The organism is Pseudomonas sp. Eth.TT006 (genome assembly GCF_054456575.1).
Genome location: NZ_JBTJEN010000008.1, coordinates 258,385 through 283,381, shown reverse-complemented (window position 1 = coordinate 283,381; position 24,997 = coordinate 258,385). Strand labels below are relative to the sequence as shown.

23 protein-coding genes and 1 pseudogene are annotated in these 24,997 nt (G+C 61.4%); 15 read left to right on the top strand and 9 right to left on the bottom strand.

What is annotated here, in order from left to right; genetic code table 11:
* Positions 1-234 precede the first annotated feature (234 nt).
* Positions 235-1,611 carry a glutamine synthetase family protein gene (locus tag ACXR0M_RS15540; protein WP_458832682.1) on the bottom strand — a complete coding sequence of 459 codons (1,377 nt, stop codon included), beginning with the start codon at positions 1,609-1,611 and terminating at the stop codon, positions 235-237.
* 282 nt (positions 1,612-1,893) lie between these two features.
* Between ACXR0M_RS15540 and ACXR0M_RS15535 the strand changes: the two genes are divergently transcribed.
* The 5 genes from ACXR0M_RS15535 to ACXR0M_RS15515 all read left to right on the top strand — a co-directional run bounded on the left by ACXR0M_RS15535 (position 1,894) and on the right by ACXR0M_RS15515 (position 7,363).
* Positions 1,894-2,655: a gamma-glutamyl-gamma-aminobutyrate hydrolase family protein gene (locus tag ACXR0M_RS15535; RefSeq protein WP_458832681.1), complete on the top strand. Its 762-nt coding sequence runs from the start codon at positions 1,894-1,896 to the stop codon at positions 2,653-2,655.
* Between the two features lie 369 nt (positions 2,656-3,024).
* On the top strand, positions 3,025-4,167 hold the full coding sequence (locus tag ACXR0M_RS15530; protein WP_458832680.1) for an ABC transporter ATP-binding protein: 1,143 nt from the start codon (positions 3,025-3,027) through the stop codon (positions 4,165-4,167).
* A 29-nt stretch (positions 4,168-4,196) separates the two neighbouring features.
* Positions 4,197-5,078 carry an ABC transporter permease subunit gene (locus ACXR0M_RS15525; RefSeq protein ID WP_458832713.1) on the top strand — a complete coding sequence of 294 codons (882 nt, stop codon included), beginning with the start codon at positions 4,197-4,199 and terminating at the stop codon, positions 5,076-5,078.
* Complete coding sequence (locus ACXR0M_RS15520) at positions 5,075-5,953, top strand: ABC transporter permease subunit (RefSeq protein WP_458832679.1); 879 nt, start codon at positions 5,075-5,077, stop codon at positions 5,951-5,953. Before ACXR0M_RS15525 ends, ACXR0M_RS15520 begins: the two co-directional genes overlap by 4 nt.
* Positions 5,954-6,265: 312 nt before the next feature.
* Complete coding sequence (locus ACXR0M_RS15515; RefSeq protein WP_458832678.1) at positions 6,266-7,363, top strand: polyamine ABC transporter substrate-binding protein; 1,098 nt, start codon at positions 6,266-6,268, stop codon at positions 7,361-7,363.
* A gap of 245 nt (positions 7,364-7,608) precedes the next feature.
* On the opposite strand, the gene thpR is transcribed toward ACXR0M_RS15515, so the two are convergent.
* Entirely contained in the window at positions 7,609-8,148 is a 540-nt protein-coding gene (gene thpR, locus ACXR0M_RS15510) for an RNA 2',3'-cyclic phosphodiesterase (RefSeq protein ID WP_458832677.1), read from the bottom strand.
* 105 nt (positions 8,149-8,253) lie between these two features.
* Between thpR and ACXR0M_RS15505 the strand changes: the two genes are divergently transcribed.
* Positions 8,254-8,448 carry a hypothetical protein gene (locus tag ACXR0M_RS15505; RefSeq protein WP_458832676.1) on the top strand — a complete coding sequence of 65 codons (195 nt, stop codon included), beginning with the start codon at positions 8,254-8,256 and terminating at the stop codon, positions 8,446-8,448.
* A gap of 1,208 nt (positions 8,449-9,656) precedes the next feature.
* Here ACXR0M_RS15505 and ACXR0M_RS15500 read toward each other — a convergent pair.
* Positions 9,657-10,010, bottom strand: coding sequence for a DUF1428 domain-containing protein (locus tag ACXR0M_RS15500; RefSeq protein WP_458832675.1), 354 nt, complete (start codon positions 10,008-10,010; stop codon positions 9,657-9,659).
* A 2-nt stretch (positions 10,011-10,012) separates the two neighbouring features.
* On the bottom strand, positions 10,013-11,092 hold the full coding sequence (locus ACXR0M_RS15495) for a hypothetical protein (RefSeq protein ID WP_458832674.1): 1,080 nt from the start codon (positions 11,090-11,092) through the stop codon (positions 10,013-10,015).
* A 388-nt stretch (positions 11,093-11,480) separates the two neighbouring features.
* Here ACXR0M_RS15495 and ACXR0M_RS15490 point away from each other — a divergent pair, with 388 nt between their 5' ends.
* The gene (locus ACXR0M_RS15490; protein WP_458832673.1) at positions 11,481-11,753 is read left to right on the top strand and encodes a hypothetical protein; all 273 of its coding nucleotides are present in this window, start codon (positions 11,481-11,483) and stop codon (positions 11,751-11,753) included.
* Between the two features lie 45 nt (positions 11,754-11,798).
* On the opposite strand, the gene ACXR0M_RS15485 is transcribed toward ACXR0M_RS15490, so the two are convergent.
* Positions 11,799-12,005, bottom strand: a complete 207-nt coding sequence (locus ACXR0M_RS15485) for a hypothetical protein (RefSeq protein ID WP_458832672.1) — start codon at positions 12,003-12,005, stop codon at positions 11,799-11,801.
* A 270-nt stretch (positions 12,006-12,275) separates the two neighbouring features.
* Here ACXR0M_RS15485 and paoA point away from each other — a divergent pair, with 270 nt between their 5' ends.
* From paoA to paoC, 3 genes are read left to right on the top strand one after another with little or no spacing between them, the layout of a single operon-like run.
* Positions 12,276-13,052 (top strand): aldehyde dehydrogenase iron-sulfur subunit PaoA, encoded by a 777-nt coding sequence (gene paoA, locus ACXR0M_RS15480; RefSeq protein ID WP_458832671.1) that lies wholly within the window; start codon positions 12,276-12,278, stop codon positions 13,050-13,052.
* Positions 13,049-14,005 (top strand): FAD binding domain-containing protein, encoded by a 957-nt coding sequence (locus tag ACXR0M_RS15475; RefSeq protein WP_458832670.1) that lies wholly within the window; start codon positions 13,049-13,051, stop codon positions 14,003-14,005. Before paoA ends, ACXR0M_RS15475 begins: the two co-directional genes overlap by 4 nt.
* Positions 14,002-16,197, top strand: coding sequence for an aldehyde oxidoreductase molybdenum-binding subunit PaoC (paoC, locus tag ACXR0M_RS15470; RefSeq protein ID WP_458832669.1), 2,196 nt, complete (start codon positions 14,002-14,004; stop codon positions 16,195-16,197). The genes ACXR0M_RS15475 and paoC overlap by 4 nt, the downstream gene beginning before the upstream one ends.
* Positions 16,198-16,298: 101 nt before the next feature.
* Here paoC and ACXR0M_RS15465 read toward each other — a convergent pair whose 3' ends face one another.
* Entirely contained in the window at positions 16,299-16,730 is a 432-nt protein-coding gene (locus ACXR0M_RS15465) for a (R)-mandelonitrile lyase (protein WP_458832668.1), read from the bottom strand.
* A gap of 206 nt (positions 16,731-16,936) precedes the next feature.
* Here ACXR0M_RS15465 and ACXR0M_RS15460 point away from each other — a divergent pair, with 206 nt between their 5' ends.
* On the top strand, positions 16,937-17,830 hold the full coding sequence (locus tag ACXR0M_RS15460; RefSeq protein WP_458832667.1) for a LysR family transcriptional regulator: 894 nt from the start codon (positions 16,937-16,939) through the stop codon (positions 17,828-17,830).
* Positions 17,831-17,837: 7 nt separating this feature from the next.
* Here ACXR0M_RS15460 and ACXR0M_RS15455 read toward each other — a convergent pair whose 3' ends face one another.
* Positions 17,838-18,779, bottom strand: a complete 942-nt coding sequence (locus ACXR0M_RS15455; RefSeq protein WP_458832666.1) for an aldo/keto reductase — start codon at positions 18,777-18,779, stop codon at positions 17,838-17,840.
* A gap of 127 nt (positions 18,780-18,906) precedes the next feature.
* On the opposite strand from ACXR0M_RS15455, the pseudogene ACXR0M_RS15450 reads away from it, so the two are divergent.
* The 3 genes and pseudogenes from ACXR0M_RS15450 to ACXR0M_RS15440 form a co-directional block, all read left to right on the top strand.
* A pseudogene (locus ACXR0M_RS15450) lies at positions 18,907-19,182 on the top strand (alpha/beta hydrolase); the annotation flags it as partial.
* Between the two features lie 305 nt (positions 19,183-19,487).
* Positions 19,488-20,354 carry a CAP domain-containing protein gene (locus ACXR0M_RS15445; RefSeq protein ID WP_458832665.1) on the top strand — a complete coding sequence of 289 codons (867 nt, stop codon included), beginning with the start codon at positions 19,488-19,490 and terminating at the stop codon, positions 20,352-20,354.
* 560 nt (positions 20,355-20,914) lie between these two features.
* Positions 20,915-21,343: a nuclear transport factor 2 family protein gene (locus tag ACXR0M_RS15440; RefSeq protein ID WP_458832664.1), complete on the top strand. Its 429-nt coding sequence runs from the start codon at positions 20,915-20,917 to the stop codon at positions 21,341-21,343.
* A 193-nt stretch (positions 21,344-21,536) separates the two neighbouring features.
* Here the strand turns inward: ACXR0M_RS15440 and mqo are convergent, their stop codons facing one another.
* On the bottom strand, positions 21,537-23,183 hold the full coding sequence (gene mqo / locus ACXR0M_RS15435; RefSeq protein ID WP_458832663.1) for a malate dehydrogenase (quinone): 1,647 nt from the start codon (positions 23,181-23,183) through the stop codon (positions 21,537-21,539).
* 474 nt (positions 23,184-23,657) lie between these two features.
* On the opposite strand from mqo, the gene ACXR0M_RS15430 reads away from it, so the two are divergent.
* Positions 23,658-24,089 carry a nuclear transport factor 2 family protein gene (locus ACXR0M_RS15430; protein ID WP_458832662.1) on the top strand — a complete coding sequence of 144 codons (432 nt, stop codon included), beginning with the start codon at positions 23,658-23,660 and terminating at the stop codon, positions 24,087-24,089.
* A 130-nt stretch (positions 24,090-24,219) separates the two neighbouring features.
* Here ACXR0M_RS15430 and ACXR0M_RS15425 read toward each other — a convergent pair whose 3' ends face one another.
* The gene (locus ACXR0M_RS15425) at positions 24,220-24,945 is read right to left on the bottom strand and encodes a methyl-accepting chemotaxis protein (protein ID WP_458832712.1); all 726 of its coding nucleotides are present in this window, start codon (positions 24,943-24,945) and stop codon (positions 24,220-24,222) included.
* Positions 24,946-24,997 lie beyond the last annotated feature (52 nt).

The following is a 24,997-nucleotide window of genomic DNA, read 5'->3' as shown; positions in this document are numbered from 1 at the left end:
AAATGGGGGGTGTCTGGGTTATGTGCCTGGCTTGAGATGGCTGCCCTCACCCTAGCCCTCTCCCGGAGGGAGAGGGAACCGACCGGGGGATGCTGGAGAGCTCCGCCGACCTGGAAAATCTTTGCCGAATCCATAATCGACTGGATCGTTCAGGTCGCTGAATATCTCAAGACAACTCGGTCAGTCCCCTCTCCCTCCGGGAGAGGGTTAGGGTGAGGGGCTTTTTTGAAGGCGTTACACCGTATGCAGATACCAGTTGTACTCAAGATCAGAGATCGAGTTTTCGAACTCGGCCAGCTCGCTTTCCTTGCACGCGACAAACACGTCGATGTACATCGGGTCGATGTAGCGCGCCATGACTTCGCTGTCGTCCAGCTCACGCAAGGCGTCGCGCAGGTTGTTCGGCAGGCTCTGTTCGTTCTGCTCGTAGCTGTTGCCTTCCACCGGTGCGCCCGGTTCGATCTGATTGGTCAGACCGTGGTGAATACCGGCCAGTACCGACGCCATCAGCAGGTACGGGTTGGCATCGGCGCCGGCCACGCGGTGTTCGATGCGCACGGCGTCGGCTGAACCGGTCGGCACACGGACCGCCACGGTGCGGTTGTCGATGCCCCAGCTCGGCGAGTTCGGCACGTAGAACTGCGCGCCGAAACGGCGGTACGAGTTGACGTTCGGGCAGAGGAAGGCCATTTGCGCAGGCAGGGTCTCCAACACACCGCCGATCGCGTGACGCAGCGCGGCGTTCTGCTCGGGATCCTCGCTGGCAAAGATGTTGTTGCCGTCTTTGTCCAGGATCGAAATGTGCACGTGCAGACCGTTGCCCGCCTGGCCCGGATACGGCTTGGCCATGAAGGTGGTGTCCATTTCGTGGTCGTAGGCGATGTTCTTCACCAGACGCTTGAGCAGCACCGCGTAGTCGCACGCCTTGATCGGGTCGGAGACGTGATGCAGGTTGACTTCGAATTGCGCCGGGGCGCTTTCCTTGACGATGGCGTCGGCCGGGATGCCCTGCTCTTTCGCGCCTTCGAGGATGTCTTGCAGGCAATCGACGTATTCGTCGAGATCGTCGATCAGGTACACCTGGGTCGACACCGGACGCTTGCCGGACACTGGCGAACGTGGCGACTGCGGACGGCCGTTCACGTTGTCCTGATCGATCAGGTAGAACTCCAGTTCGAACGCGGCGCAGATGGTCAGGCCCAGTTCGTCGAACTTGCGCACCACATTGGCCAGCACTTCACGCGGGTCGGCGAAGAACGGCTGGCCTTCGAGTTCGTGCATGGTCATCAACAGTTGCGCGGTGGGGCGCTTCTGCCACGGCTCGATGCTCAGCGTGCCGGGGATCGGGTAGCAGATGCGGTCGGCGTCGCCGATGTCCAGACCCAGACCGGTGCTTTCCACCGTGGAACCGTTGATGTCCAGCGCGAAGAGCGAGGCCGGCAGGTTGATGCCTTTCTCGTAAACCTTGTGAAGACTGGTGCGTTCGATGCGCTTGCCGCGCACCACACCGTTCATATCCGCAATCAGAAGGTCGACGTACAAAACCTCAGGATGATTCTTAAGGAATGCGTTTGCTTCGTTGAGTTGAACGGCACGCAGAGGGACCGACATGATGCACCTATTTAGCTGTTAATTATTATGTTCACTGCTGTTTCGCCGAGCCAGTCAATCCGAAAGGCAAAGTGAAGTCAATAGCGAACACTTGGCCGCTCAGCCTTTATTTTTCGGGCTTTTTTTAACACTTGCGTGCCAACGCAGGCGCCACAAGGCCTGGAATCATGAAGATTGGATGAACGGCGTTTAGAATTTTTTACATGGCAGTTGTTAATTAAAATCAACGAGGCTAAGCTCCGGAAAAGCTCGTTCAAGTGTCAAACTTCGAGGTGAATAAAAATGGCATTCAAGCCATTGATCGGCGTTACTGCGTGCGTCAAACAGATTGGCCTGCACCCCTATCACATCAGCGGCGACAAGTACCTGCGTGCTGTCAGCGTTGGCGCGCAGGGGCTGCCAGTGGTCATTCCTTCCCTTGGCAAACTGACCGAAATCGAAGACCTGCTCGGTCAACTCGACGGTCTGCTGCTGACCGGCTCACCCTCGAACGTGGAACCCTTCCACTATCAAGGCCCGGCCAGCGCCCCCGGCACGGATCACGATCCGGCGCGGGACGCCACCACCCTTCCTCTATTGCGTGCAGCGATTGCCGCGGGCGTTCCGGTGCTGGGCATTTGCCGTGGCTTCCAGGAAATGAACGTGGCCTTCGGCGGCAGCCTGCACCAGAAGGTGCATGAGCTGCCGGGCATGCTCGATCACCGCGAGGCCGACAGCCCGGATGTCGCTGTGCAATACGCACCGGCGCATGCGGTCACGGTGTTGGCCGGTGGCGTGTTCGAAGCGCTGGAGCTGCCGGACGAATTCCAGGTCAACTCGATTCACAGTCAGGGCATCGACCGCCTCGCCCCCGGCCTGCGTGCCGAAGCCGTGGCGCCGGATGGGCTGATCGAGGCGATCTCGGTCGAGCACAGCCCGACCTTCGCCCTCGGTGTGCAATGGCATCCGGAATGGCAGGTGCTGGACAACCCGAACTACCTGAAGATTTTCCAGGCGTTCGGCGCGGCTTGCCGACAACGGGCGGCGCGACGCAACCAGCGCTGACACCACCCGCAATTTCATCACTGTTTACTGCCCCCACGGGGTCGGCGGAGGCGTGTGTGCGCCTCCGTCATCCGTGACAACAACACACCGTAATAACAACAAGTACGACCCAGGCAGCCAGGACGGCGGCGCCGACCAGGCCGGATCGGTAAGCGCGATACCCGTCAGGACAACGCAAAACCCTGTGGGAGCGGGCTTGCTCGCGAAAGCGTCGTGTCAGGCAACAACGATGTCGACTGACAGGACGCCTTCGCGAGCAAGCCCGCTCCCACAGGGGATGTGATCCGACAGGCAATGTGCTTACAGGCCTGCAATCCACTTAAGCCCGGCCACGTTGGCCGAGCGAACGAAACCTGTTGGGAGTTTCACATGGCAAACGCCTCCAGCACTTACCGGAAGGCACTTGAAGGCCACCAGCAACCGAAAAAGGTTCTGGTGAAAGTCGATCGTGTCACCAAGAAGTTCGACGAAACCACGGCCGTGGACGATGTGTCCCTGGAGATCCATCAGGGCGAAATCTTTGCCCTGCTCGGTGGCTCCGGTTCGGGCAAATCGACCCTGCTACGCATGCTCGCCGGTTTCGAGCGGCCGACTGAAGGGCGGATTCTGCTCGACGGTGTGGACATCACCGACATGCCGCCGTACGAGCGGCCGATCAACATGATGTTCCAGTCCTACGCGCTGTTCCCGCACATGACCGTGGCACAGAACATTGCCTTCGGCCTCAAGCAGGACCGTTTGCCGGCCAGCGAAATCGACGCCCGCGTCGAAGAGATGCTGCGCCTGGTGCACATGACCCAATACGCCCGCCGCAAACCCCATCAGTTGTCCGGCGGCCAGCGCCAGCGCGTCGCCCTCGCCCGCTCCCTGGCGAAACGGCCGAAGCTGTTGCTGCTCGACGAACCGATGGGCGCGCTCGATAAAAAACTGCGTTCGCAGATGCAGCTGGAACTGGTCGAGATCATCGAGCGCGTCGGCGTGACCTGCGTGATGGTGACCCACGACCAGGAAGAAGCCATGACCATGGCCGAACGCATCGCGATCATGCACCTGGGCTGGATTGCGCAGATCGGCAGCCCGGTGGACATTTATGAAGCGCCGGTCAGCCGCATGGTCTGCGAATTCATCGGCAACGTGAACGCTTTTGACGGCACCGTGGTGGAAGACCTCGAAGGTCACGCGATCATCCACAGCCCGGATCTGCAGCAGAAGATCTACGTCGGCCACGGCGTCAGCACCTCGGTGCAGGACAAGTCGATCACTTACGCGATCCGTCCGGAAAAAATGCTCGTCAGCACCACCCAACCGGAGTTCCGCTACAACTGGTCCGAAGGCAAGGTGCATGACATTGCCTACCTCGGCGGCCACTCGGTGTTCTACGTCGAGCTGCCCGGCGGCAAGATCGTCCAGTCGTTCATGGCCAACGCCGAACGCCGTGGCGCGCGGCCGACCTGGGATGACAAGGTCTACGTCTGGTGGGAAGACGACAGCGGCGTGGTACTGCGCTCATGAGAACCTTCAATCAGCAATTCCTGCGCCTGGTGCCCAGCGGGCGAAAACTGGTGATCGGTATTCCGTTCATCTGGCTGTTCCTGTTCTTCATGCTGCCGTTCTTTCTGGTGATGAAGATCAGCTTCTCGGAAGCCGCGCTGTCGATCCCGCCGTACACCGAGATCTACACTTACGCCGAACAGAAATTCCAGCTGCTGCTGAACATCGGCAACTACAGCATGCTCGGCGAAGACGAGTTGTACCTGTCGGCCTACCTCGGTTCGCTGAAGGTCGCGGCACTGAGCACGCTGATGTGCCTGGTGATCGGTTTTCCGATGGCCTACGCGATCACCAAGGCCAGCAAGGAAGCGCAAAACGTTCTGCTGCTGTTGATCATGATGCCGACCTGGACCGCAATCCTGATCCGCGTTTACGCGTGGATGGGCATCCTCAGCAACAACGGTCTGCTCAATGCGTTTCTGCTGTGGACCGGGCTCACCGATCACCCGATCGAGATCCTCAACACCAACACCGCGGTGTATATAGGTGTCGTGTATGCCTACCTGCCGTTCATGGTGTTGCCGCTGTACGCCAACCTCGTCAAGCATGACGCCAGCTTGCTGGAAGCCGCGCAGGATCTGGGTTCGAGCAACTTCAACAACTTCTGGAAAATCACCGTGCCGCTGGCCAAGAACGGGATCATCGCCGGCTGCATGCTGGTGTTCATTCCGGTGGTCGGCGAGTTCGTGATTCCGGAATTGTTGGGTGGCCCGGAGACGCTGATGATCGGTCGCGTGCTGTGGCAAGAGTTCTTCAATAACCGCGACTGGCCGGTGGCGTCTGCGCTGGCGGTGGTGATGCTGTTGATCCTGATTGTGCCGATTCTGCTGTTCAACCGCAGCCAGGCCAAAGAGATGGAGGCACGGGGATGAAACGCTTCGGTTTTTCCAAGTTCATGTTGATCTTCGGCCTGATGTTCATTTATCTGCCGATGCTGATTCTGGTGATCTACTCGTTCAACGCCTCGAAACTGGTGACGGTGTGGGGCGGCTGGTCGGTGAAGTGGTACGTCGGCCTGCTCGACAACACGCAACTGATGGGCTCGGTGGTGCGCTCGCTGGAAATCGCCTGCTACACCGCGATTGCTGCGGTGGCGCTGGGCACCCTCGCCGCCTTCGTCCTGACGCGGGTGACGCGCTTCAAGGGCCGCACGCTGTTCGGTGGTCTGGTGACGGCGCCGCTGGTGATGCCGGAAGTGATCACCGGGCTGTCGCTGTTGCTGCTGTTCGTGGCGATGGCGCAGTTGATCGGTTGGCCGCAGGAGCGTGGCATCGTGACGATCTGGATCGCCCACACCACGTTTTGTGCCGCCTATGTCGCGGTGGTAGTCTCCGCCCGCCTGCGCGAGCTGGATCTGTCGATCGAAGAAGCCGCGATGGACCTGGGGGCCAAGCCGTTCAAGGTGTTTTTCCTGATCACCATTCCGATGATCGCGCCGTCGCTGGCAGCGGGCGGGATGATGTCGTTCGCCCTGTCGCTGGATGACCTGGTGCTGGCGAGCTTCGTGTCTGGCCCGGGGTCGACCACGCTGCCGATGGAAGTGTTTTCGGCGGTACGTCTGGGTGTGAAACCTGAGATCAACGCCGTGGCCAGCCTGATTCTGCTGGCGGTGTCGCTGGTGACCTTCCTGGTCTGGTACTTCGGCCGCAAGGCAGAAGCCAACCGCAAGAAGGCAATTCAGGAAGCGATGGATCAGACGGCGAATGAGGCGTGGCAGCAGCCGCAACGTGCGGCCACTACTGCTTGACGGCTTGATGAAGATTCACTGTGGTGAGGGGATTTATCCCCGACCGACTGCGAAGCAGTCGTAAAACCATTACACGCGGAGTGCCTGACTCAACGCATGCACAGGTTTTGGGGCTGCTTCGCAGCCCATCGGGGATGAATCCCCTCGCCACAAAGGTTCTGTGTACACCTGTAGGAGCTGCGGCACGCTGCGATCTGTTGACTTTATTGTTGAAGATCAAAAGATCGCAGCCTTCGGCAGCTCCTACATGAACCGCGTAAGTCGATCAGTTTCTGGATTTTGTTTTTGAATAAAAAGAATGGAGTTTCACCGATGAAAATGTTTGGCAGGACTCTGCTGACACTGTCCTTAATGGGCGCAATCGCCACGGGCGTCCAGGCCAACGACAAGGTGCTGCGTGTTTACAACTGGTCCGATTACATCGCCCCGGACACGGTCAAGAAGTTCGAAGACGAGACCGGCATCCGCGTGACTTACGACGTGTTCGACAGCAATGAAACCCTCGAGGCGCGTTTGCTGGCGGGCAAATCCGGTTACGACATCGTCGTGCCGTCCAACAGTTTCCTCGCCAAGCAGATCAAGGCCGGGGTCTATCAGCCGCTGGACAAGTCGAAGCTGTCGAACTGGAAGAATCTCAACCCGGTGCTGCTGAAAAACGCCTCCGCCAGTGATCCGGGCAACGCTCACGCGTTCCCGTACATGTGGGGCTCGATCGGCATCGGCTACAACCCGGCCAAGGTCAAGGAAGTGCTCGGCGCCAACGCCCCGACCAACTCCTGGGACTTGCTGTTCAAGCCGGAAAACGCAGAAAAACTCAAAGCCTGCGGCATCAGCTTCCTCGACTCGCCGACCGAAATGATCCCGGCCGCCCTGCACTACCTGGGCTATCCGGTGAACGACAAGGACAAGGCGCACATCCTCGAAGCCGAAGCGCTGTTCATGAAGATCCGCCCGTACGTGGCGTACTTCCATTCCTCGAAGTACATCTCCGATCTGGCCAACGGCAATATTTGCGTGGCGGTCGGGTATTCCGGTGACGTGCTGCAGGCCAAGGCCCGCGCGGCGGAAGCCGGCAACAAGGTGCAGATCGACTACAGCATTCCCAAGGAAGGCGCCGGCAGTTTCTACGACATGGTCGCCATCCCGCGCGATGCCGCCAACGTCGACAACGCCTACCTGTTCATGAACTTCCTGATGCGCCCGGAGATCATCGCCGAGATCACCAACAGCAACGGCTACAGCAACGCCAACTCGGCCGCGACGCCACTGGTGGACGAAGCGATCCGCAACGACCCGGGTTCGTACCCGTCGCAAGCGGTGATGGCGACGTTGTATGCAGTGCCGGATCAGCCGATCGCCACGCAACGGATCATGACACGCGGCTGGACCCGGGTGAAGCTCGGTAAATAAGCCGCCAGGTCCGGCATGACGAACCCTGTAGGAGCTGCCGAAGGCTGCGATCTTTTGACTTTGATTTTCAAAAACAAGATCAAAAGATCGCAGCCTGCGGCAGCTCCTACAGAGGAATGTGCAAGGCATCAAAGATTTCCGTTCACGCAGCGCCTTACCACCGCTGCACCCTGCAATGAACGGCCTCACCTGGCACCCTCGGTCAGGTGAATTTCAGGCGCCCTCGGGCGCCTTTTTTTGTGCGTTCAATTCAGGGGCCAGTCCTGCAGGATCCGGTAGCGGCCCTTGTGCGATTCGAACAAGGCGAAACGCTCGGCACGCAGGAAGAATTCCGCCGGCGTGGCGGCTTCCGGCTCCGCGGCGCGGTAGTCCCGGGCCAGGGTCAGGTGCGGGCGGAACTCGCGCGGCGATTCTTCGAAACCGAACGGCAGCATCGCCTGTTCCAGCGCGTACACCAGACGCAACAGCGCCGGAGGTGCCTGCTCGGGCACCAGGGACAGGATCCCGGCGCGATGCCAGACCTGCAGGCGATCCAGCGCAATCCTCAACGGTTCACCCGGCGTGCGTACGTTGCCGGCCGCCTCGCAGACTTGATGGATCTGCGCCAGCGGCACGGCACCGAGAAACAGCAGCGTCAGATGAAAGTTATCCGCCGGCACCGGTTTGCCAGTGCGCAGCCCGAGATCAGCGCGCCATTGCGCGATGGCCTTGCGCTGTGCCGGTGGGCAATCCAGGGCGAAAAACAGCCGCTTGAACGGTTCATCCCTGCGCCCATCATCGGTCATGGCCCTGCTCCTTCGCTCGTCGATCGGCCGATTCTACACAGCCTGCACTGACGACTGGCGTCGCCGGTCTATAGTTCAAGGATTGCCATCAAACCGGAGGCCGCCATGCGCGAGATCCTCAGCAAAGAACCGTGGTGGGCCCGACCACCGAACGCCGGACAGGATGAAAGCGAGCTGGAATGGGGCTGGCTGGTGCATTACAGCGAAGGCGAACCGCGCTTCGAATTCGTCCGCGAACGGCCGACAGACGAGCAGATTCGTAACCGCAAGGGCTGCCGGATTACCCCCTCTTCAGAATAAATCCGGACGACTGTGGGGGCCTGTGACCACTGGCCTGATTGTGCTGACGCCTTCGCGAGCAAGCTCGCTCCCACAGGGTTTTGCAGGATGGCGACGATCACAAGCAGGCCACAAATCACTGTGGGAGCGGGCTTGCTCGCGAAGAGGCCAGCACACTTTGCATCCCCAGCACCTGACACACCGCCTTCGCGAGCAAGCCCGCTCCCACAGGGTTTTGCAGGATGGCGACAATCGCAGGCACGCCACAAATCACTGTGGGAGCGGGCTTGCTCGCGAAGAGGCCAGCACACTTTGCATCTTCGGCGCCTGACACACCGCCTTCGCGAGCAAGCCCGCTCCCACAGGGTTTTGCAGGATGGCGGCGATCGCAAGCAGGCCACAAATCACTGTGGGAGCGGGCTTGCTCGCGAAGAGGCCGGCACACTTTGCATCTTCGGCGCCTGACACACCGCCTTCGCGAGCAAGCCCGCTCCCACAGATTTTGCGGCATGGCGACGATCGCAGGCACGCGACAAATCACTGTGGGAGCGGGCTTGCTCGCGAAGAGGCCGGCACACTTTGCATCCCCGGCGCCTGACACACCGCCTTCGCGAGCAAGCTCGCTCCCACAGGGTTTTGCAGGATGGCCACGATCGTGGGCACGCCACAAATCACTGTGGGAGCGGGCTTGCTCGCGAAGAGGCCAGCACACTTTGCATCTTCGGCGCCTGACACACCGCCTTCGCGAGCAAGCTCGCTCCCACAGGGTTTTGCAGGATGGCGACGATCGTGGGCACGCCACAAATCACTGTGGGAGCGGGCTTGCCCGCGAAGAGGCCGGCACACTTTGCATCCCCAGCACCTGACACACCGCCTTCGCGGGCAAGCCCGCTCCCACAGGGTTTTGCAGGATGGCGACGATCGTGGGCACGCGACAAATCACTGTGGGAGCGGGCTTGCTCGCGAAGAGGCCAGCACACTTTGCATCTTCGGCGCCTGACACACCGCCTTCGCGAGCAAGCCCGCTCCCACAGGGTTTTGCAGGATGGCGACGATCGCAGGCACGCGACAAATCACTGTGGGAGCGGGCTTGCTCGCGAAGAGGCCGGCACACTTTGCATCCCCAGCACCTGACACACCGCCTTCGCGGGCAAGCCCGCTCCCACAGGGTTTTGCAGGATGGCGACGATCGTGGGCACGCCACAAGTCCTTGTGAGAGCGCGCTGGCTTCAGGAATCGAGGAGATTGACGAACCCGCCAAAGATCATGCGCTGTCCATCAAACCCCATCGGGTTGACGTCCGGTTGCATGCGTGGGTCTTCCATCATTTTTGCCATCCCGCTATCGCGGGTGGCTTTGTCGGGCCAGACCAGCCAGCCGGCGGATACCGTCTCGCCGTCCTTGAGTTTTACCGCCATCGGCAATGACGTAACTTTGCCCTCCGGCACATCATCACCCCAACCCTGCACCACCTCGGTTGCCCCGTATTCCTTGAACAGTTTCGCGGCGATCTCACAGTGTTTTTTGTACTGTTCGCGATTGGCATTCGGCACAGGCGCGACAAAAATATCGATGTAAGCCATGGTCATTTTCCTTGTACGGTGGGTTCGATCTGCTGAGTAGTCGATTGCGGCGGTTGCCATTCGACACGCTTCACACCCAGCCCGACCGGCGGTTGCTCGCCTGCACGGAGGCTGCCTTCGACTTGCCCGGCAATGTGCAGCGTTGCGGCCATGACCCCGGTGGTCGGGTTCTGCAGCAATTTCGCCCAGGCCTTGTCGAAGGTCCCGCCCAGGCTGCTGCGAATCAGTGCTTCGCTGTCGGGCCGGTCATTGGCCTGGAGGACCGCGCGGATGCCCGCCACGCCAATCGAGATCACCCCGCCGACCAGCTTGCCCGCCGCAGCCGCCACCGCGCTGGCCGCACCGCGCGGAGCCATTTCCGCCTCCATTCGCTGACTGGCGCGTTTGGCCACTGGCGCCATGCCGGCGTCAGTCGAGGCAATGCCCTTGCTGCCGCCCTCGGTGTGGACCTTGTCGATCAACGCGGCGTACGCCGGCAGGGTATTCAGCGGCTCAGTGCTGATGACTTGATACAGCGATGCATCCCGCGCTGGCGGCGGGCCGAGGGCAATCGCCGGGACTTTCTGCAGATGGCCATTAAGCTGGCCCAACGGCACACCATAACGCTGGGCGATGAGCGGCATCTGCTGCGCCAACAGTTGCGCGTAGAACGCCGTGGCCTGCCCTAAAATCGCGTCCGGATCGATCTCCACCGCCACCGGCGCCAGCACCCTTTCCTGATATTGCTCAAGCAGATACGCCGCCAGTCGTTTGGCTGACGCGTCCTGCTCACCGCCGGCGTTGATCGTGTACCAACTGACCTTCATCGACAGCCATTCCTGGGTCCAGTAGCTGCTGAACCACGGAATGAAATTTTCTTCAGTTTGCTGATAGACGCGAGTGCGCCAATGTTCCATCGAGCCACGGGCGAATACCTTGACCTGGTCGGTGGCTTGCTGCGAGGCGCTGAGGATGTCGCGGTCGATCTGCTGCCAGGTTGCCGGCGACACCACTACCGCCGGCGGCGCTACCGGGGCCCCGGTCGACGGGGCGCAGCCGGCCAGGAGCAGCAAGGCGGCGACGCTCAGCACACGCAGGTTCACGGTGGTGGAGTCCTTGAAGGGGGGAATGCAGATTTGAGTATAGGTGTGAGGGTCAGGCCGTTTGTCGGTTGTGCCGGTCGGGCGCCTTCGCGAGCAAGCCCGCTCCCACAAGGGGAACGCATTTCAAAGTGGGAGCGGGCTTGCTCGCGAAGAGGCCAGCACATGTACATCTTCAGAGCCTGACACACCGCCTTCGCGAGCAAGCCCGCTCCCACAGGGGAACGCGTTTCAACGTGGGAGCGGGCTTGCTCGCGAAGAGGCCATCAGCCCCGCTGGAAGATCCGGACCATCAACGCCATCGATATCCACCATCGCCACGATTGCCTTCCGCCCGCCGCCCGGCAAAGGCACGATTGACCCATCCGAGACGCAACGAGGAGTAACCATCATGATTCGCATCATCGCACTCTCCGTGAGATTCCCGGTATTCGGCAGCAACTATTACGAACAGCACGTGGTGTCGCGCAAGGCGCAGGCGCTGGTGTTCAACGAAGATTTCGACGATGTGCTGATGCCCGCCGCGAGCAATCACTTCAGCAATGAAGTGGTCGGCATCAACGATCAGTTCCGTTTTCTGAGCGACATACTCGCCACCCATTTGCTGGACCTCGAGGCCTCCGCGCCTGCGCGTTCCAGCGTCCGGGCGAGCGCTCATTTTTAATCGCCGAGGGCGTTCCCGTTGCGGGAGCGCCCTCTTGCCATTCAGTCAGTCATCATCCCGATCACGGTAGTAACGGCGGCCGTCGCGGCGACCGTCATCACGGTCATCCCAGCGCCGGTCATGGTCGTAATAACGCCCGTGATCGCGGTCGTAATGCCGCCCGTGGCGGTAATCATCATCAAAATCCGCCACACAGCCAGCCAGTAAAACAGCGGCGGATACCGTCAACAGCAAGGTTGTTGCACGCATCATTCAAACTTCCCTAACACCAAGGTCTTGACCACGGAACGGCTGTCACTGCCCACGCCTTCAGGCGCAGTGCGCGCAGCCGCAGATACGACCGGATAAAAGGCTTTTGATTCACCGCCCATCCCCCACCATTTATCGGCTGCTTTGCAGCCCGGCACGCATCCCCCTGTAGGAGTGAGCCTGCTCGCGATAACGCCAGATCACCCACCCCACGACTGACAGACTGCCCTCCCTTCTGAAGCAACGCCCTACCCACCTGCCGCCCCCCAATTGATGAGCCAAGCGCATAACTCTATAGCGCGAATCCGCAAAAACCTTTTCCCCTGCGCACAGGTCATTCCAAGAACGAGACCGGCAAGCATGCCGGCGCGCCCAATCGGGCCTTCAATCCCTGCCGTCCTGATCAAGCCAGAGAGGAATCGAAGCATGACGATTTCCCGACGAAGATTCCTGATCCTCGGTGCCGTTACCGCCACCGCATTTGCAATGCCGCCTTTTATTAGTCTCAAGGCCTACGCGGCCAGTCTGGAGCAACCGGCCATGGCCAACATCACCCTCAACGTCAACGGTAAATCGCAAGCCCTCGAAGTCGACAACCGCACCACCCTGCTCGATGCCCTGCGCGAACATCTGCAGCTGACCGGCAGCAAAAAGGGCTGCGACCACGGCCAGTGCGGCGCCTGCACCGTCATCGCCGACGGGCGACGAATCAATGCCTGCTTGACCCTCGCGGTGATGCACGAAGGCAGTGAGATCACCACCATCGAAGGCCTCGGCATGCCCGACAATCTGCACCCGATGCAGGCCGCGTTCATCAAGCACGACGGTTACCAGTGCGGTTATTGCACGCCCGGGCAGATCTGCTCGGCCGTCTCGGTGCTCAAGGAAATCCGCGAAGGCATTCCCAGCCACGTCAGCCCCAGCCTGACCGAGCCACCGCAACTGATCGCCAGTGAAATCCAGGAGCGCATGAGCGGCAATATCTGCCGCTGCGGCGCCTACTCCAACATCATCGAAGCCATCACTGAAGTCGCGGAGGTGCCGGCATGAGAGCCTTCAATTACAGCCGCGCCGACTCCCCCGCCGCAGCCGCGGCGCTGGCGATGCAGATCGAAGGTGCGAAGTTCATCGCCGGCGGCACCAACCTGCTGGACCTGATGAAACTCGACATCGAAACCCCGCTGCACCTGATCGACGTCAATCACCTCGGCCTCGATCAAATCGAAGCCACGCCGGAAGGCGGCTTGCGCATCGGCGCGCTGGTGCGCAACACCGATCTGGCTGCCGACAGCCGCGTACGCAAGGACTATGCGCTGCTGTCCCGCGCCCTGCTCGCCGGCGCTTCCGGCCAGTTGCGCAACATGGCCAGTACCGCCGGCAACCTGCTGCAACGCACCCGTTGCCCGTACTTTTACGACACCAATCAGGCCTGCAACAAACGCCAGCCTGGCAGTGGCTGCGCGGCGATTGGCGGGGTCACTCGGCAACTGGGGCTGATCGGCGTCAGCGACGCCTGCATCGCCACCCACCCCAGCGACATGGCGATTGCCATGCGCGCACTCGATGCGCAGGTTGAAACGGTCAAGCCCGACGGCAGCACCCGCAGCATCGCCATCGCCGATTTCCATCAACTGCCGGGTAATACGCCGAACATCGAAACCAGCCTCACCGCCGGTGAGTTCATTACCGCGGTGACCCTGCCCGCGCCAATCGGCGGCACGCACATTTATCACAAGGTGCGCGATCGTTCGTCGTATGCCTTTGCTCTGGTCTCGGTCGGTCTGATCCTGCAAAAGGACGGCACTGGCCGCGTGGCGGTCGGTGGCATTGCGCCGAAACCGTGGCGGGTCGAAGACGCCGAGGCGTTGCTGCCCAAAGGCGCGAAAGCCGTGAGCGAGCGCCTGCTCGACGGCGCCACGCCGACTCACGACAACCAATTCAAACTGACCCTGGTCGAGCGCACGCTCGGCTCGGTGTTGGCGCAAGCGAGGGATCAAGCATGAAGTTCGACACGCCCGCCACCACCAACCCGATCGACCAGTTAAAGGTCGTCGGCAAACCCACCGACCGCATCGAAGGCCCGCTGAAAACCAGCGGCCAGGCGACTTACGCCTACGAGCAACACCACGCCGTGGCCAATCAGGCTTACGGTTTCATGGTCGGTGCGGCGATTGCCAAGGGCCGCATCAACCACATCGATCTGGACGCCGCCGAAGCCGCGCCGGGAGTGCTGGCGATTGTCACCGCGGCCAATGCCGGCAAGCTCGGCAAGGGTCAATACAATGCGGCGCCGCTGCTCGCCGGACCGGAGGTGCAGCACTATCACCAGGCCGTGGCGCTGGTGGTCGCCGAGACTTTCGAACAAGCCCGCGCTGCCGCGCAACTGGTCAAGGTCGATTACGTCGCGGCCGAAGGCCAGTTCGATCTGGCCAGCGTGCGCGACCAGGGTGTCGAAGACAAAGAAGAGTTGCCCGACGTGACTCACGGCGACTTCGACGCAGCTTTCGCCGCCGCCCCGGTGCAGTTCGACCAGACCTACACCACCCCCGACCAGTCCCACGTGATGATGGAACCGCACGCGACGCTGGCGGCGTGGAACGGTGACCATCTGACCTTGTGGACCTCCAACCAGATGATCGCCTGGAGCGTCGGCGATGTCGCCGCCACCCTCGGTTTGCCCGAGGAAAACGTGCGGCTGATCTCGCCATACATTGGCGGCGGCTTCGGCGGCAAACTGTTTATCCGCGCCGACGCGGTCCTCGCCGCCCTTGGTGCGCGCCTGGCCAATCGCCCGGTGAAGGTCGCGCTCGCCCGTCCGCAAATGGCCAACAACACCACCCACCGCCCCGCCACCATCCAGCGCATTCGCTTCGGTGCCACGGCGGACGGCAAGCTCAGCGCCATCGCTCACGAAGGCTGGTCGGGCAACCTCAAGGACGGCAAGGTCGAAGTCGCCGCGCAGCCTAGCCAGTTGCTCTACGCCGGGGAAAACCGCCGGGTGACCATGCGCCTGTCGCCGCTGGATCTGCCGGAAGGCAACTCGATGCGCGCGCCGGGTGAAGCGCCGGGCATGATGGCGCTGGAAATCGCCGTGGACGAGATGGCCGAGCAGCTCAAACTCGACCCGATCCAGTTCCGCATTCTCAACGACACCCAGGTCGATCCGGTGAAGACCGAACGCCCGTTCTCCCGGCGCCGCCTCATCGAATGCCTGCAGACCGGCGCCGAGAAGTTCGGCTGGGACCAGCGCAACGCCACCCCCGGCAGCCGTCGCGAAGGTCGCTGGCTGATCGGCATGGGCGTCGCCGCCGCGTTTCGCAACAACCTGCTGGTGAAGTCCGGCGCCCGGGTGCGGTTGGAGCGCGACGGCAAGGTCACGGTGGAAACCGACATGACCGACATCGGCACCGGCAGCTATACGATCATCGCGCAGACCGCAGCGGAGATGATGGGCGTGGCCCTCGCGGATGTCAGCGTGCATCTGGGCGACTCGGCGTTTCCGGTGTCCTCCGGCTCCGGCGGCCAGTTCGGCGGCAACTGCTCGACTGCGGGGGTCTACGCGGCGTGCATGAAACTGCGCGAAGCGGTGGCCGGCAAACTGGGCATGAGCGGCGATGTCGAGTTTGTCGACGGGCAAGTCCGTGCCGGCGGCAAGACTCTGGCGCTGCGCGACGCGGCGAAAGATGGCGTGATCGAGGCCGAGGACAGCATTGAATTCGGCGACCTCGCCAAGCAGTATCAGCAGTCGACCTTCGGCGCGCATTTCGTTGAAGTCGCGGTGGACGCCGCCACCGGTGAAGTCCGCGTGCGGCGCATGCTCGCGGTGTGCGCGGCAGGCCGGATCCTCAACCCGAAAGCCGCGCGCAGCCAGGTGATCGGCGCGATGACCATGGGCGTCGGCGCAGCGCTGATGGAGGAACTGGCGGTGGACAAACGGCTGGGCTTTTTCGTCAATCACGACCTGGCGGGATACGAGGTGCCGGTGCACGCCGACATCCCGCATCAGGAAGTGATCTTCCTTGATGAGACCGATCCCATTTCCTCGCCGATGAAAGCCAAGGGCGTGGGGGAACTGGGGATTTGCGGCGTGAGTGCGGCGGTGGCGAATGCGATCTACAACGCCACCGGGGCGCGAGTGCGCGAGTACCCGATCACCCTCGACAAAATCCTCGATGCCCTCCCCCCCATGACCTGACCACACTCCCCTGTAGGAGCTGCCGAAGGCTGCGATCTTTTGATTTTGATTTTTAAAAAAACAAGATCAAAAGATCGCAGCCTTCGGCAGCTCCTACAGGTTCAGCGCAAGTACTGCTCCGAACTCACCTGCTCCATCCACTCCACCACCTCACCCTCCAGCACTTCGGCAATCGCAATGTGAGTCATCGCCGTAGTCGGCGCGGCGCCATGCCAGTGCTTGACCTGCGGCGCGATCCACACGGTATCGCCGGGGCGGATTTCGCGAACCGGCTGGCCCCACTCCTGCACAAAACCGGAACCGGCGGTGACGATCAGCGTCTGACCCAACGGATGACTGTGCCACGCGGTGCGCGCGCCCGGTTCGAAGGTCACCGTGGCACCGCTGACACGCGCTGCATCGCTGCCCTTGAACGGCGCATCGATACGCACGGTGCCGGTGAACCAGTCTGCCGGGCCTTTGGCTGAGGGTTGTGAGCCGTTAGGGGTGACGGTGACGCGTGCGGGCTGCGCAGTAACAGCAATTGAATTCATGACAATCACTCCAAGGTTGCACAAGACCTGTAGGAGCTGCCGCAGGCTGCGATCTTTTGATTTTGATTTTGCTTTTCAAGATCAAGATCAAGATCAAAAGATCGCAGCCTGCGGCAGCTCCTACAGGGAACTTGCGTCACTTTAGCGAGCCGTACTCTTTAGATAATCGATAGAAATTCGAAAAGAATCATGCGGGACACTCATCAATGCTTCGAGAAAATGCCAGTGATCTGCTCGCCTTCCTCGCCGTCGCCCGCGAGCGCAGTTTTACCAAAGCGGCGGCCAAGCTCGGCGTTTCGCAATCGGCGCTGAGCCATACCATTCGCGCCCTCGAAGCGCGTCTGGGCCTGCGCCTGCTGACCCGCACCACCCGCAGCGTCTCGCCCACCGATGCCGGCGAACATCTGCTGCAGACCATCGGCCCGCGTTTCGAAGAAATCGAGGTGGAACTGGCGGCCCTGAACAACCTGCGCGAAACCCCGGCCGGCCGGATTCGTATCAGCGCCACCGACCATTCGCTGAACTGGCTGCTGCGTCCGGTGCTCAAGGATTTCCTGCCCCGATACCCGGACATCGCCGTGGAGGTGATCTGCGACTACGGTTTCGTCGATATCGCCGGGCAAGGCTTCGACGCCGGCATCCGTCTCGGCGAAGACGTCGCGCAAGGCATGATCGCCACCCGCATCGGCCCGGACATGCGCATGGCGGTGGTCGGCTCACCCGCCTATTTCGCCAGATGCGCGGCGCCGCAAACGCCGAGGGATTTGACTGACCATTCCTGCAACAACCTGCGCCTGCCCACCAATGGCGGGCTGTATACCTGGGAGTTCGAGAAGGCTGGCGAAAAGCTGAAAGTGCGAGTGTCCGGGCAAGTCACGCTGAACGGCGTCTATCCGCTGCTCGACGCCGCACTGGATGGTTTCGGTCTCAGCTACATCCCGGAAAACATCGTTGCGCCGTATCTGGCTGACGGGCGCCTGGTGCAAGTGCTGGCAGACTGGTGCCCGACATTCGCCGGTTATCACCTGTACTACCCGAGCCGACGCCAGGCGGCGCCGGCGTTTGCGTTGTTGCTGGAAGCGTTGCGTTATCGCGGTTGAGCGCCTGTTACAGCAACGCAATCAACTGATGCCGCTGCGCATCGGTGAGCATCGGCCCGAACCCGGCGCCAGCATTATCGGCCATGTAGCGCGGATTACCGGTGCCGGGAATCACGCAGGTCACCGCCGGGTGCGACAGCAGGAACTTCAGCGCCAGTTGCGGCCAGCTGCTGACCTGCACGTCCGAGACCCACGCTGGCAACGGTTTGCCCTTGAGCCGCGCGAGCAAGCCGCCACCGCCGAACGGCCGATTGCAGATCACCGCCACGCCGCGTTCGCGGCACAGCGGCAGAAGGCGCTTCTCCACGCCACGGTCATCGAGGGCGTAATTGATTTGCAGGAAGTCGAGCGTTTCGGCCTTGAGCAGCGATTCGATCTCGTCGTAAGCCGAAGGCGCGTAATGGCTGATGCCGATGTAGCGGATGCGCCCCTGTTCTTTCCATTCGCGCAAGATTGGCAGATGCGTCTGCCAGTCGAGCAGGTTGTGGATCTGCATCAGGTCGATGCGTTCGGTGCGCAGCAGACGGAAGGACTGTTCCATCTGCGCGATGCCCTCCTTGCGCCCGCGGGTCCAGACTTTGGTCGCCAGAAAAGCCGGCGAGCGCGGTTGGTGAATCGCCAGCAACTCGCCAGTGGTTTGTTCGGCGCGGCCATACATGGGCGAGCTGTCGATCAGCGTGCCACCCTTTCTGAACAGCTCGTCGAGCACCGCCGGCAGCTGTTTGTAAGCGGGTTCACCGGGCGCAACGTCGAAGCCGCGATACGTGCCCAGGCCTACCATGGGCAATAGCTCGGCGCTGGAAGGGATGGCGCGGGTCTGCATGGTCTGCCCTCCTGAGGCGTTTGGCGAGGCGGCGGTGGCCAGCGCCCGGTGCAAGGTGAAAACCGCCGTCGCCCCGGCAGCCAGGGTCAGCAGGTGCCGCCGCGAGTAACCCTCAGTGTGGCCCATGCCGATACTCCTGCTGCGGCGATCTGTTGCAGGGTATGTGACCCGGCGCTCAGCACAAAACGCTGAACTACACTGCCTCAACGCACCTGCGCGTCCCGTTAAAGTTAGTCGAATATCCCGAACCGTCCTGTCACTCGAAGAAATCGCCGAGCGCCAATACCCATGGCTGCCGGTGCGGTGGATGCTCAAGGATCGCTTCGAATCTGGCCGCTATGCCGCACACATCCAGGTGCCGACCTTGCTGCTGGCGGCCAGCGATGACCAGGTGATTCCACGGGACAGCACGCAACGGCTGCTGGAGCATTTCCCCAATGGCGTGGCGACGCTGCGGGTGGTGCCGGACTCGGGGCACAACTCGATTTCCGAGCGGGAGCAGTATCTGCAGTGGATGGGGGATGCTTGAGCGTTGATCGGGTTTGATTAACAGATCTTGTGGTGTTGCGACTGGCCTCTTCGCTGGCAAGCCAGCTCCCACAGGGTTCGCGTGTGTTCACGGATTTGTGTACACCTCGGACACTGTGGGAGCGGGCTTGCCCGCGAAGGCGCCAGCCCGGACAACCCAGGATTCAGACTTGCCCTGCCCTTAGTTACACCAGCAAAAAATCCAAATCGCCAGCATGAACCAAGCCCCAAAAGCCCAGTCCTAGTGGCGCCGCATTGCGCGGCCCTCCACTTCAGCACTGTCCTTTTCCCAGAGCCTGCCGTCCCATGCGCCAAGCCGTTCGCTCACCACGCGTCGTTCCGTTGTGCCTGCTGATCCTCATCCCGTTGTTCACCGAAACCGCCCACGCCAGCGAAGAGCGGCAACTGGTGGCCGCCATCAACGACTACCGCGCCCACCCGCAACGCTGCGAGCGTCGACCGGCGCAGCGCCTGGCACCACTGGCGATGAAATCGACGCTGGCGCTGCCGATCGGCTATGGCTACGGCGGCGGTTTGCGCGAAACGTTGAAGTCCTCGGGTTATTCGGCGGTGACGGTGCGCAGCATCCGCATTATCGGGGCCGGGGATGCGGAAGAGGCGTTCGACCAGTTGCAGGACAGCCATTGCGCCGCGCTGCTCGACGCCCAATACGCCGACATCGGTGTCAGCCGTTCCCGGGGTGAATGGCAAGTGGTGCTGGCCCGACCGGTGCTCGACAGTCGGGTCGGCGACAACCGCAGCGTCGGCCAAGCGCTGCTCGCCGAAGTCAACGCGGCCCGCGCACGCCCCCGGATGTGCGGACGCCAGCGTTTCGCCGCCGCCCGCCCGCTGAGCTGGAACCCGGCGCTGGGCGCCGCCGCCCAAGGTCACAGCAAGGCCATGGCCTACGGCAACTACTTCGCCCACCGTGACCCGGACGGTGATTTGCCTGCGGATCGCGCACGGGCCGCCGGTTATCGCGGACGGCAGATCGGCGAAAACATCGCTGCCGGGCAGAGTTCACCGAGCAAGGCGATGGCCGGATGGCTGGCCAGCCCCGGGCATTGCGCCAACCTGATGAACCCGATGTTCACCCAGGTCGGCGCCGGGTTCGCCAGCGAGGCGCGCAGTGATGAGGGGGTGTACTGGACGATGGTGTTTGGCGCGCCTTGATTTGCTTCGGGATCTTCAGTGAGGCCACTGGCGTCTTCGCGAGCAAGCCCGCTCCCACATTAGTCCGGTTAACGCTAGACCAATGTGGGAGCGGGCTTGCTCGCGAAGAGGCCGGCACAGCCACCATCAATCACCGGGTTCGACACATTCCCGCCACCCCCGCAGGCCTCATCGAGCAGGCCGATCCGCGACATCCATAACAGCTGTCAGACCGGAGAAATCGTCGCCAGCATCCCGATCAGAATGGTCAAGGTCAGAAACCCACCCAGGAAAATCGCCATCTTGTTCATGCTGCTCTCCTCAATGCTGAGCGTGCGGTGCACCGGGCGCTTCGGGATGAAGGACTGCCGCGAGTGACCGTATTGCAGGGCTATTCTGAGCGCGCGACTGAACCGGTAACAGAGGCAGATCCAAGAGAAAAATACGGATCAGATGCGCATCTGATCCGCTCGGCCCATAACCCGCTATTCAGATCGCCATACAAAGGTTCGCCTCCCGTCGCTTTGGTCTAAAGTCACTGCCGTCGCGTGAAGAACAATAACAATCCCAGGAGTGGCCCGATGTCCGAACTGAACCTGCAGCCCAACGCCGCCGAATCCCTGCAGCGCTGGCACGAGATGATCCGCACCGGCAACCTCAAGGCCCTGCCCGAGCTCCTCGACCCGAACGCGGTGTTCCGCTCGCCGATGGCCCACTCGCCTTACCCCGGCGCACAGGTGGTGTCGATGATCCTCAACACGGTGTTCGAGGTGTTTGAGGATTTCAAATACCACCGCGAACTGGCGACCGCTGATGGCTTGAACGTGGTGCTGGAATTCAGTGCCAGTGTCGGTGGCAAAGAGCTGAAGGGCATCGACATGATCCGCTTCGATGAGCACGGCAAAATCGTCGAGTTCGAAGTGATGGTTCGCCCGCTGAGCGGGTTGCAGGCGTTGGGGGAAGAGATGGGCCGGCGGCTCGGCGCTTATCTGGCAAAGGCAAAATCCTGAAAGCCTGAACGCCTGAACGCTGGATAACCCTGTAGGAGCTGCCGAAGGCTGCGATCTTTTGATCTTGCTTTAAAAGATCAAGATCAAAAGATCGTCCGATCGCGGCCCGAGCCTGCGGCAGCTCCTACAGGAAGCATGAAAAAGCCCGCTGACCGTTACCGGTTCAGCGGGCTTTTGTGTGTCTGGCGACTGGTTACAGCGCCATGTCACGTGCAGCATTTTCCTTCGGCGCTACAGCTTTTTCAGCTGCAGGTGCTGCGGGAGCAGCAGCCTGACCAATCACCGGCGGGGTTGGCAGTTCGAGGATCTTGGCGGTGTACGCCCACTCTTGTGCCACTTTGGCCGGATCGCTGTTCAGCTGGGTGCCGTAGCTTGGCACGATCTGGTGCAGCTTGGTTTGCCACTCAGGGGTAGCGACTTTGTCCTTGAAGACTTTCTGCAGCACGCTGAGCATGATCGGTGCAGCGGTCGACGCGCCTGGCGATGCGCCCAGCAGGCCGGCGATGGAGCCGTCTTGCGCGGCAACGATTTCGGTGCCCAGTTTCAGCACGCCGCCCGCAGCTTCATCACGCTTGATGATCTGCACACGCTGGCCGGCTTGCCACAGGCGCCAGTCTTCGGCTTTGGCGTTCGGGAAGTATTCCTTCAGCGCGTTCAGGCGGTCTTCATCCGACAGCATCAGTTGACCGGCCAGGTACTCGACCAGCGGGTATTCCTTGATGCCGACCTTGGTCATTGGCCAGATGTTGTGGGTGGTGGTGCTGGTCAGCAGATCCAGGTACGAGCCTTCCTTGAGGAACTTGGTGCTGAAAGTGGCGAACGGGCCAAACAGGATCACGCGCTTGCCGTCCAGAACACGGGTGTCCAGGTGCGGAACCGACATTGGCGGTGCGCCAACCGAAGCTTTACCGTAGGCCTTGGCCAGATGTTGCTCGGCGATGGCCGGGTTATCGGTCACCAGGAACGAACCACCAACCGGGAAGCCAGCGTATTCCTTGGCTTCAGGAATGCCCGACTTCTGCAGCAGGTGCAGCGCGCCGCCACCAGCGCCGATGAACACGAACTTGGCGTCGGTTTCGGTCTTGGTGCCGTCTTTCAGGTTTTTGTAGCTGACGCGCCAGGTACCGTCGGCGTTCTTGGTGATGTCTTCGACTTCACTCGACAACTTCAGGTCGAAGTTAGGCTTGGTCTGCAGGTAACCGGCGAACTGGCGGGTGATTTCGCCGAAGTTCATGTCGGTACCCAGCGGGCTCCAGGTGGCCGCGATTTTCTGGTTCGGGTCACGCCCTTCCATCATCAGCGGGACCCACTTCTTGATCACAGCCGGGTCTTCGGAGTACTGCATGCCGGCGAACAGCGGGCTCGCCTGCAGCGCTTCGTAACGCTTTTTCAGGAACTTGATGTTGTCATCACCCCACACGAAGCTCATGTGCGGCGTGGTGTTGATGAACGAGCGCGGGTTCTTCAGAACGCCTTGCTGAACCTGCCAGGCCCAGAACTGACGGGACACCTGGAACGCTTCGTTGATCTCGACCGCTTTCGGGATCGTGACGTTGCCTTTGTCGTCTTCCGGGGTGTAGTTCAACTCGGCCAGCGCCGAGTGACCGGTACCGGCGTTGTTCCAGCCGTTGGAGCTTTCCAGGGCGACGCCATCGAGACGCTCGACCATTTCCATCGACCAGCTCGGTTCCAGCTCATTGATCCACACACCCAGGGTGGTGCTCATGATGCCGCCGCCGATCAACAGAACGTCGACTTTCTTCGCTTCTGCAGCATTGGCAGACGACATCCCCATCGCCAAAGCCAGCCCGAGCAAGGCTGTGTTCACTTTCTTAAACATCCGTTGCACCTATGATAAAACGTCTTCCGCCCGCCGCTGTTGTGGGTGTGAGAGCCTTTCTCGCGACCACTCAGGCCAGGGTCGCGGGCACCTTCACACTGCAAATTTTGACGGGTGGGCACACAAGGCCGATGTACCGCATCGTCCTCAGTTAATGTCCCTTCTGAACTGACTTCTTATCATTATTGGCTTCAGCTACTTGAGCGACAGGGATTCCGTCGGCCCGCCAAAAGGCAGGCCAACCGAATAGGGTCGAACCAGATTGGCGGGAAGAATATCACGTCAGGACAAACCCGCGCGTCTGATCCCGACTTGAGAGTCTTTTTCCACTCAGGACACTATCGGCCGATGAACGCTGAACATGACCCCGACGACCAGCGCTTGGAAGCAGTGCCTTATCCCGGAATTTTCTGCTAGGTTGTACGATGACTGACGAACAAGTCACCCACTCATAACAACAAGGAAATAACTTCCATGACCAAGACTCGACTCCTGATCGGTTTTCTTTGCGCTTTCAACGGCTATGCCATGGCCGCCTCTGCCCCGGCGGAAAAGGAGGTCGCCCAGGCGGTGGATCATCTGACCCAGGCCATGCTGCACAAGAACATCGCCGAGTTGAACGCACTCACCGCGCCCAACCTGACCTACGGCCATTCCAGCGGCAAGATTCAGGACAAGAAGGAATTCATCGCCGACATCGAAACCGGCAAGAGCGCGTTCAAGACCCTGGAGATGCAGAACCAGACCATCACCCTGTCCGGCGACACCGCGCTGGTGCGCCATCATTTTTCGGCGCAGGCGCTGAAAGGCGCGGAAGTGGTACCGACGGAGATCGAGAATTTTCAGATCTGGCAGAAACAGGGTGGCAAGTGGTTGCTGATCGGGCGGCAGGCGTTCAAGTTCTGATCGGGGTTAACTGACCCTGAATGGATGTTGGCCGGGCTGGCCCCTTCGCGAGCAAGCTCGCTCCCACAGGAGAAGGAGGGAGTGAGCCTGCTCGCGATGACGGCCATCCGGACAATTCACATCTTTCCGGTCACAACCGAAACCGGTCCACCGACAAAGCCAACGCGCCCGCCAGACTCGACAATTCATCCGTGGTATTGGCCGTCTGCCCGATCACCTTGCTGTTGCCCTCGGACATGCCGGCGATCATTTCCACCTGATGGGCGATTTCGTTGCTGGCGTGGCTTTGCTCGCCAATGGTGCGGGTGATGTCGTTGACCAGTTGTGTGGTGTTCAAGGTGGCGTCGAGAATTTCGCGGATCGCCCGCTCGACTTCGGCCGTGACCGCCATGCCCTTGTCGACCTGGGCCACGCCAGCCTCCATGCTGCTGACCGCCTCGCGGGTGCTGTGCTGGATGCGCGCGACCATCGCGGCGATTTCCTGGGTTGAGGCGCTGGTACGCGCGGCCAGACTGCGCACTTCATCGGCGACCACCGCAAAGCCCCGGCCCTGCTCGCCGGCCCGCGCCGCCTCGATGGCCGCATTGAGAGCCAGCAGGTTGGTCTGGTCGGCGATGCCCTTGATCACCTGAATGATGTTGAAAATGCCTTCGGATTCCTGATCCAGCGTGCGAATCACCTGCGCCGATTGCTGCGCCGAGCGGGCAATGTCGTCCATGTCGCTGACTACCTGATGAATCACCTGCCCGCCGTTTTTGGCCAGCGCTTCGGCCTGATTCGCCATGCCCAGCGCGCGTTCGGCGTGGCGGGTGATTTCCTCGATGCTGGCGGTCATCTGGCTGGCCGCGGCGGCCATGGTGCCGGCGGCGGCGCTTTGCTGCTGACTGCTGTCGGCCACCTGATGGCAG

Bases quoted from the DNA above. Each gene is read 5' to 3' on its own strand.
- paoC (WP_458832669.1), top strand. From the start codon at position 14,002: ATGAAGTTCGACACGCCCGCCACCACCAACCCGATCGACCAGTTAAAG.
- ACXR0M_RS15505 (WP_458832676.1), top strand. From the start codon at position 8,254: ATGCGCGAGATCCTCAGCAAAGAACCGTGGTGGGCCCGACCACCGAAC.
- ACXR0M_RS15515 (WP_458832678.1), top strand. From the start codon at position 6,266: ATGAAAATGTTTGGCAGGACTCTGCTGACACTGTCCTTAATGGGCGCA.
- ACXR0M_RS15520 (WP_458832679.1), top strand. From the start codon at position 5,075: ATGAAACGCTTCGGTTTTTCCAAGTTCATGTTGATCTTCGGCCTGATG.
- ACXR0M_RS15440 (WP_458832664.1), top strand. From the start codon at position 20,915: ATGTCCGAACTGAACCTGCAGCCCAACGCCGCCGAATCCCTGCAGCGC.
- ACXR0M_RS15485 (WP_458832672.1), bottom strand. From the start codon at position 12,005: ATGATGCGTGCAACAACCTTGCTGTTGACGGTATCCGCCGCTGTTTTA.
- ACXR0M_RS15535 (WP_458832681.1), top strand. From the start codon at position 1,894: ATGGCATTCAAGCCATTGATCGGCGTTACTGCGTGCGTCAAACAGATT.
- ACXR0M_RS15460 (WP_458832667.1), top strand. From the start codon at position 16,937: ATGCTTCGAGAAAATGCCAGTGATCTGCTCGCCTTCCTCGCCGTCGCC.
- ACXR0M_RS15425 (WP_458832712.1), bottom strand. From the start codon at position 24,945: ATGGCCGCCGCGGCCAGCCAGATGACCGCCAGCATCGAGGAAATCACC.
- ACXR0M_RS15445 (WP_458832665.1), top strand. From the start codon at position 19,488: ATGCGCCAAGCCGTTCGCTCACCACGCGTCGTTCCGTTGTGCCTGCTG.
- ACXR0M_RS15540 (WP_458832682.1), bottom strand. From the start codon at position 1,611: ATGTCGGTCCCTCTGCGTGCCGTTCAACTCAACGAAGCAAACGCATTC.
- ACXR0M_RS15475 (WP_458832670.1), top strand. From the start codon at position 13,049: ATGAGAGCCTTCAATTACAGCCGCGCCGACTCCCCCGCCGCAGCCGCG.
- ACXR0M_RS15430 (WP_458832662.1), top strand. From the start codon at position 23,658: ATGACCAAGACTCGACTCCTGATCGGTTTTCTTTGCGCTTTCAACGGC.
- ACXR0M_RS15465 (WP_458832668.1), bottom strand. From the start codon at position 16,730: ATGAATTCAATTGCTGTTACTGCGCAGCCCGCACGCGTCACCGTCACC.
- ACXR0M_RS15500 (WP_458832675.1), bottom strand. From the start codon at position 10,010: ATGGCTTACATCGATATTTTTGTCGCGCCTGTGCCGAATGCCAATCGC.
- mqo (WP_458832663.1), bottom strand. From the start codon at position 23,183: ATGTTTAAGAAAGTGAACACAGCCTTGCTCGGGCTGGCTTTGGCGATG.
- paoA (WP_458832671.1), top strand. From the start codon at position 12,276: ATGAGCCAAGCGCATAACTCTATAGCGCGAATCCGCAAAAACCTTTTC.
- ACXR0M_RS15490 (WP_458832673.1), top strand. From the start codon at position 11,481: ATGATTCGCATCATCGCACTCTCCGTGAGATTCCCGGTATTCGGCAGC.
- thpR (WP_458832677.1), bottom strand. From the start codon at position 8,148: ATGACCGATGATGGGCGCAGGGATGAACCGTTCAAGCGGCTGTTTTTC.
- ACXR0M_RS15530 (WP_458832680.1), top strand. From the start codon at position 3,025: ATGGCAAACGCCTCCAGCACTTACCGGAAGGCACTTGAAGGCCACCAG.
- ACXR0M_RS15455 (WP_458832666.1), bottom strand. From the start codon at position 18,779: ATGGGCCACACTGAGGGTTACTCGCGGCGGCACCTGCTGACCCTGGCT.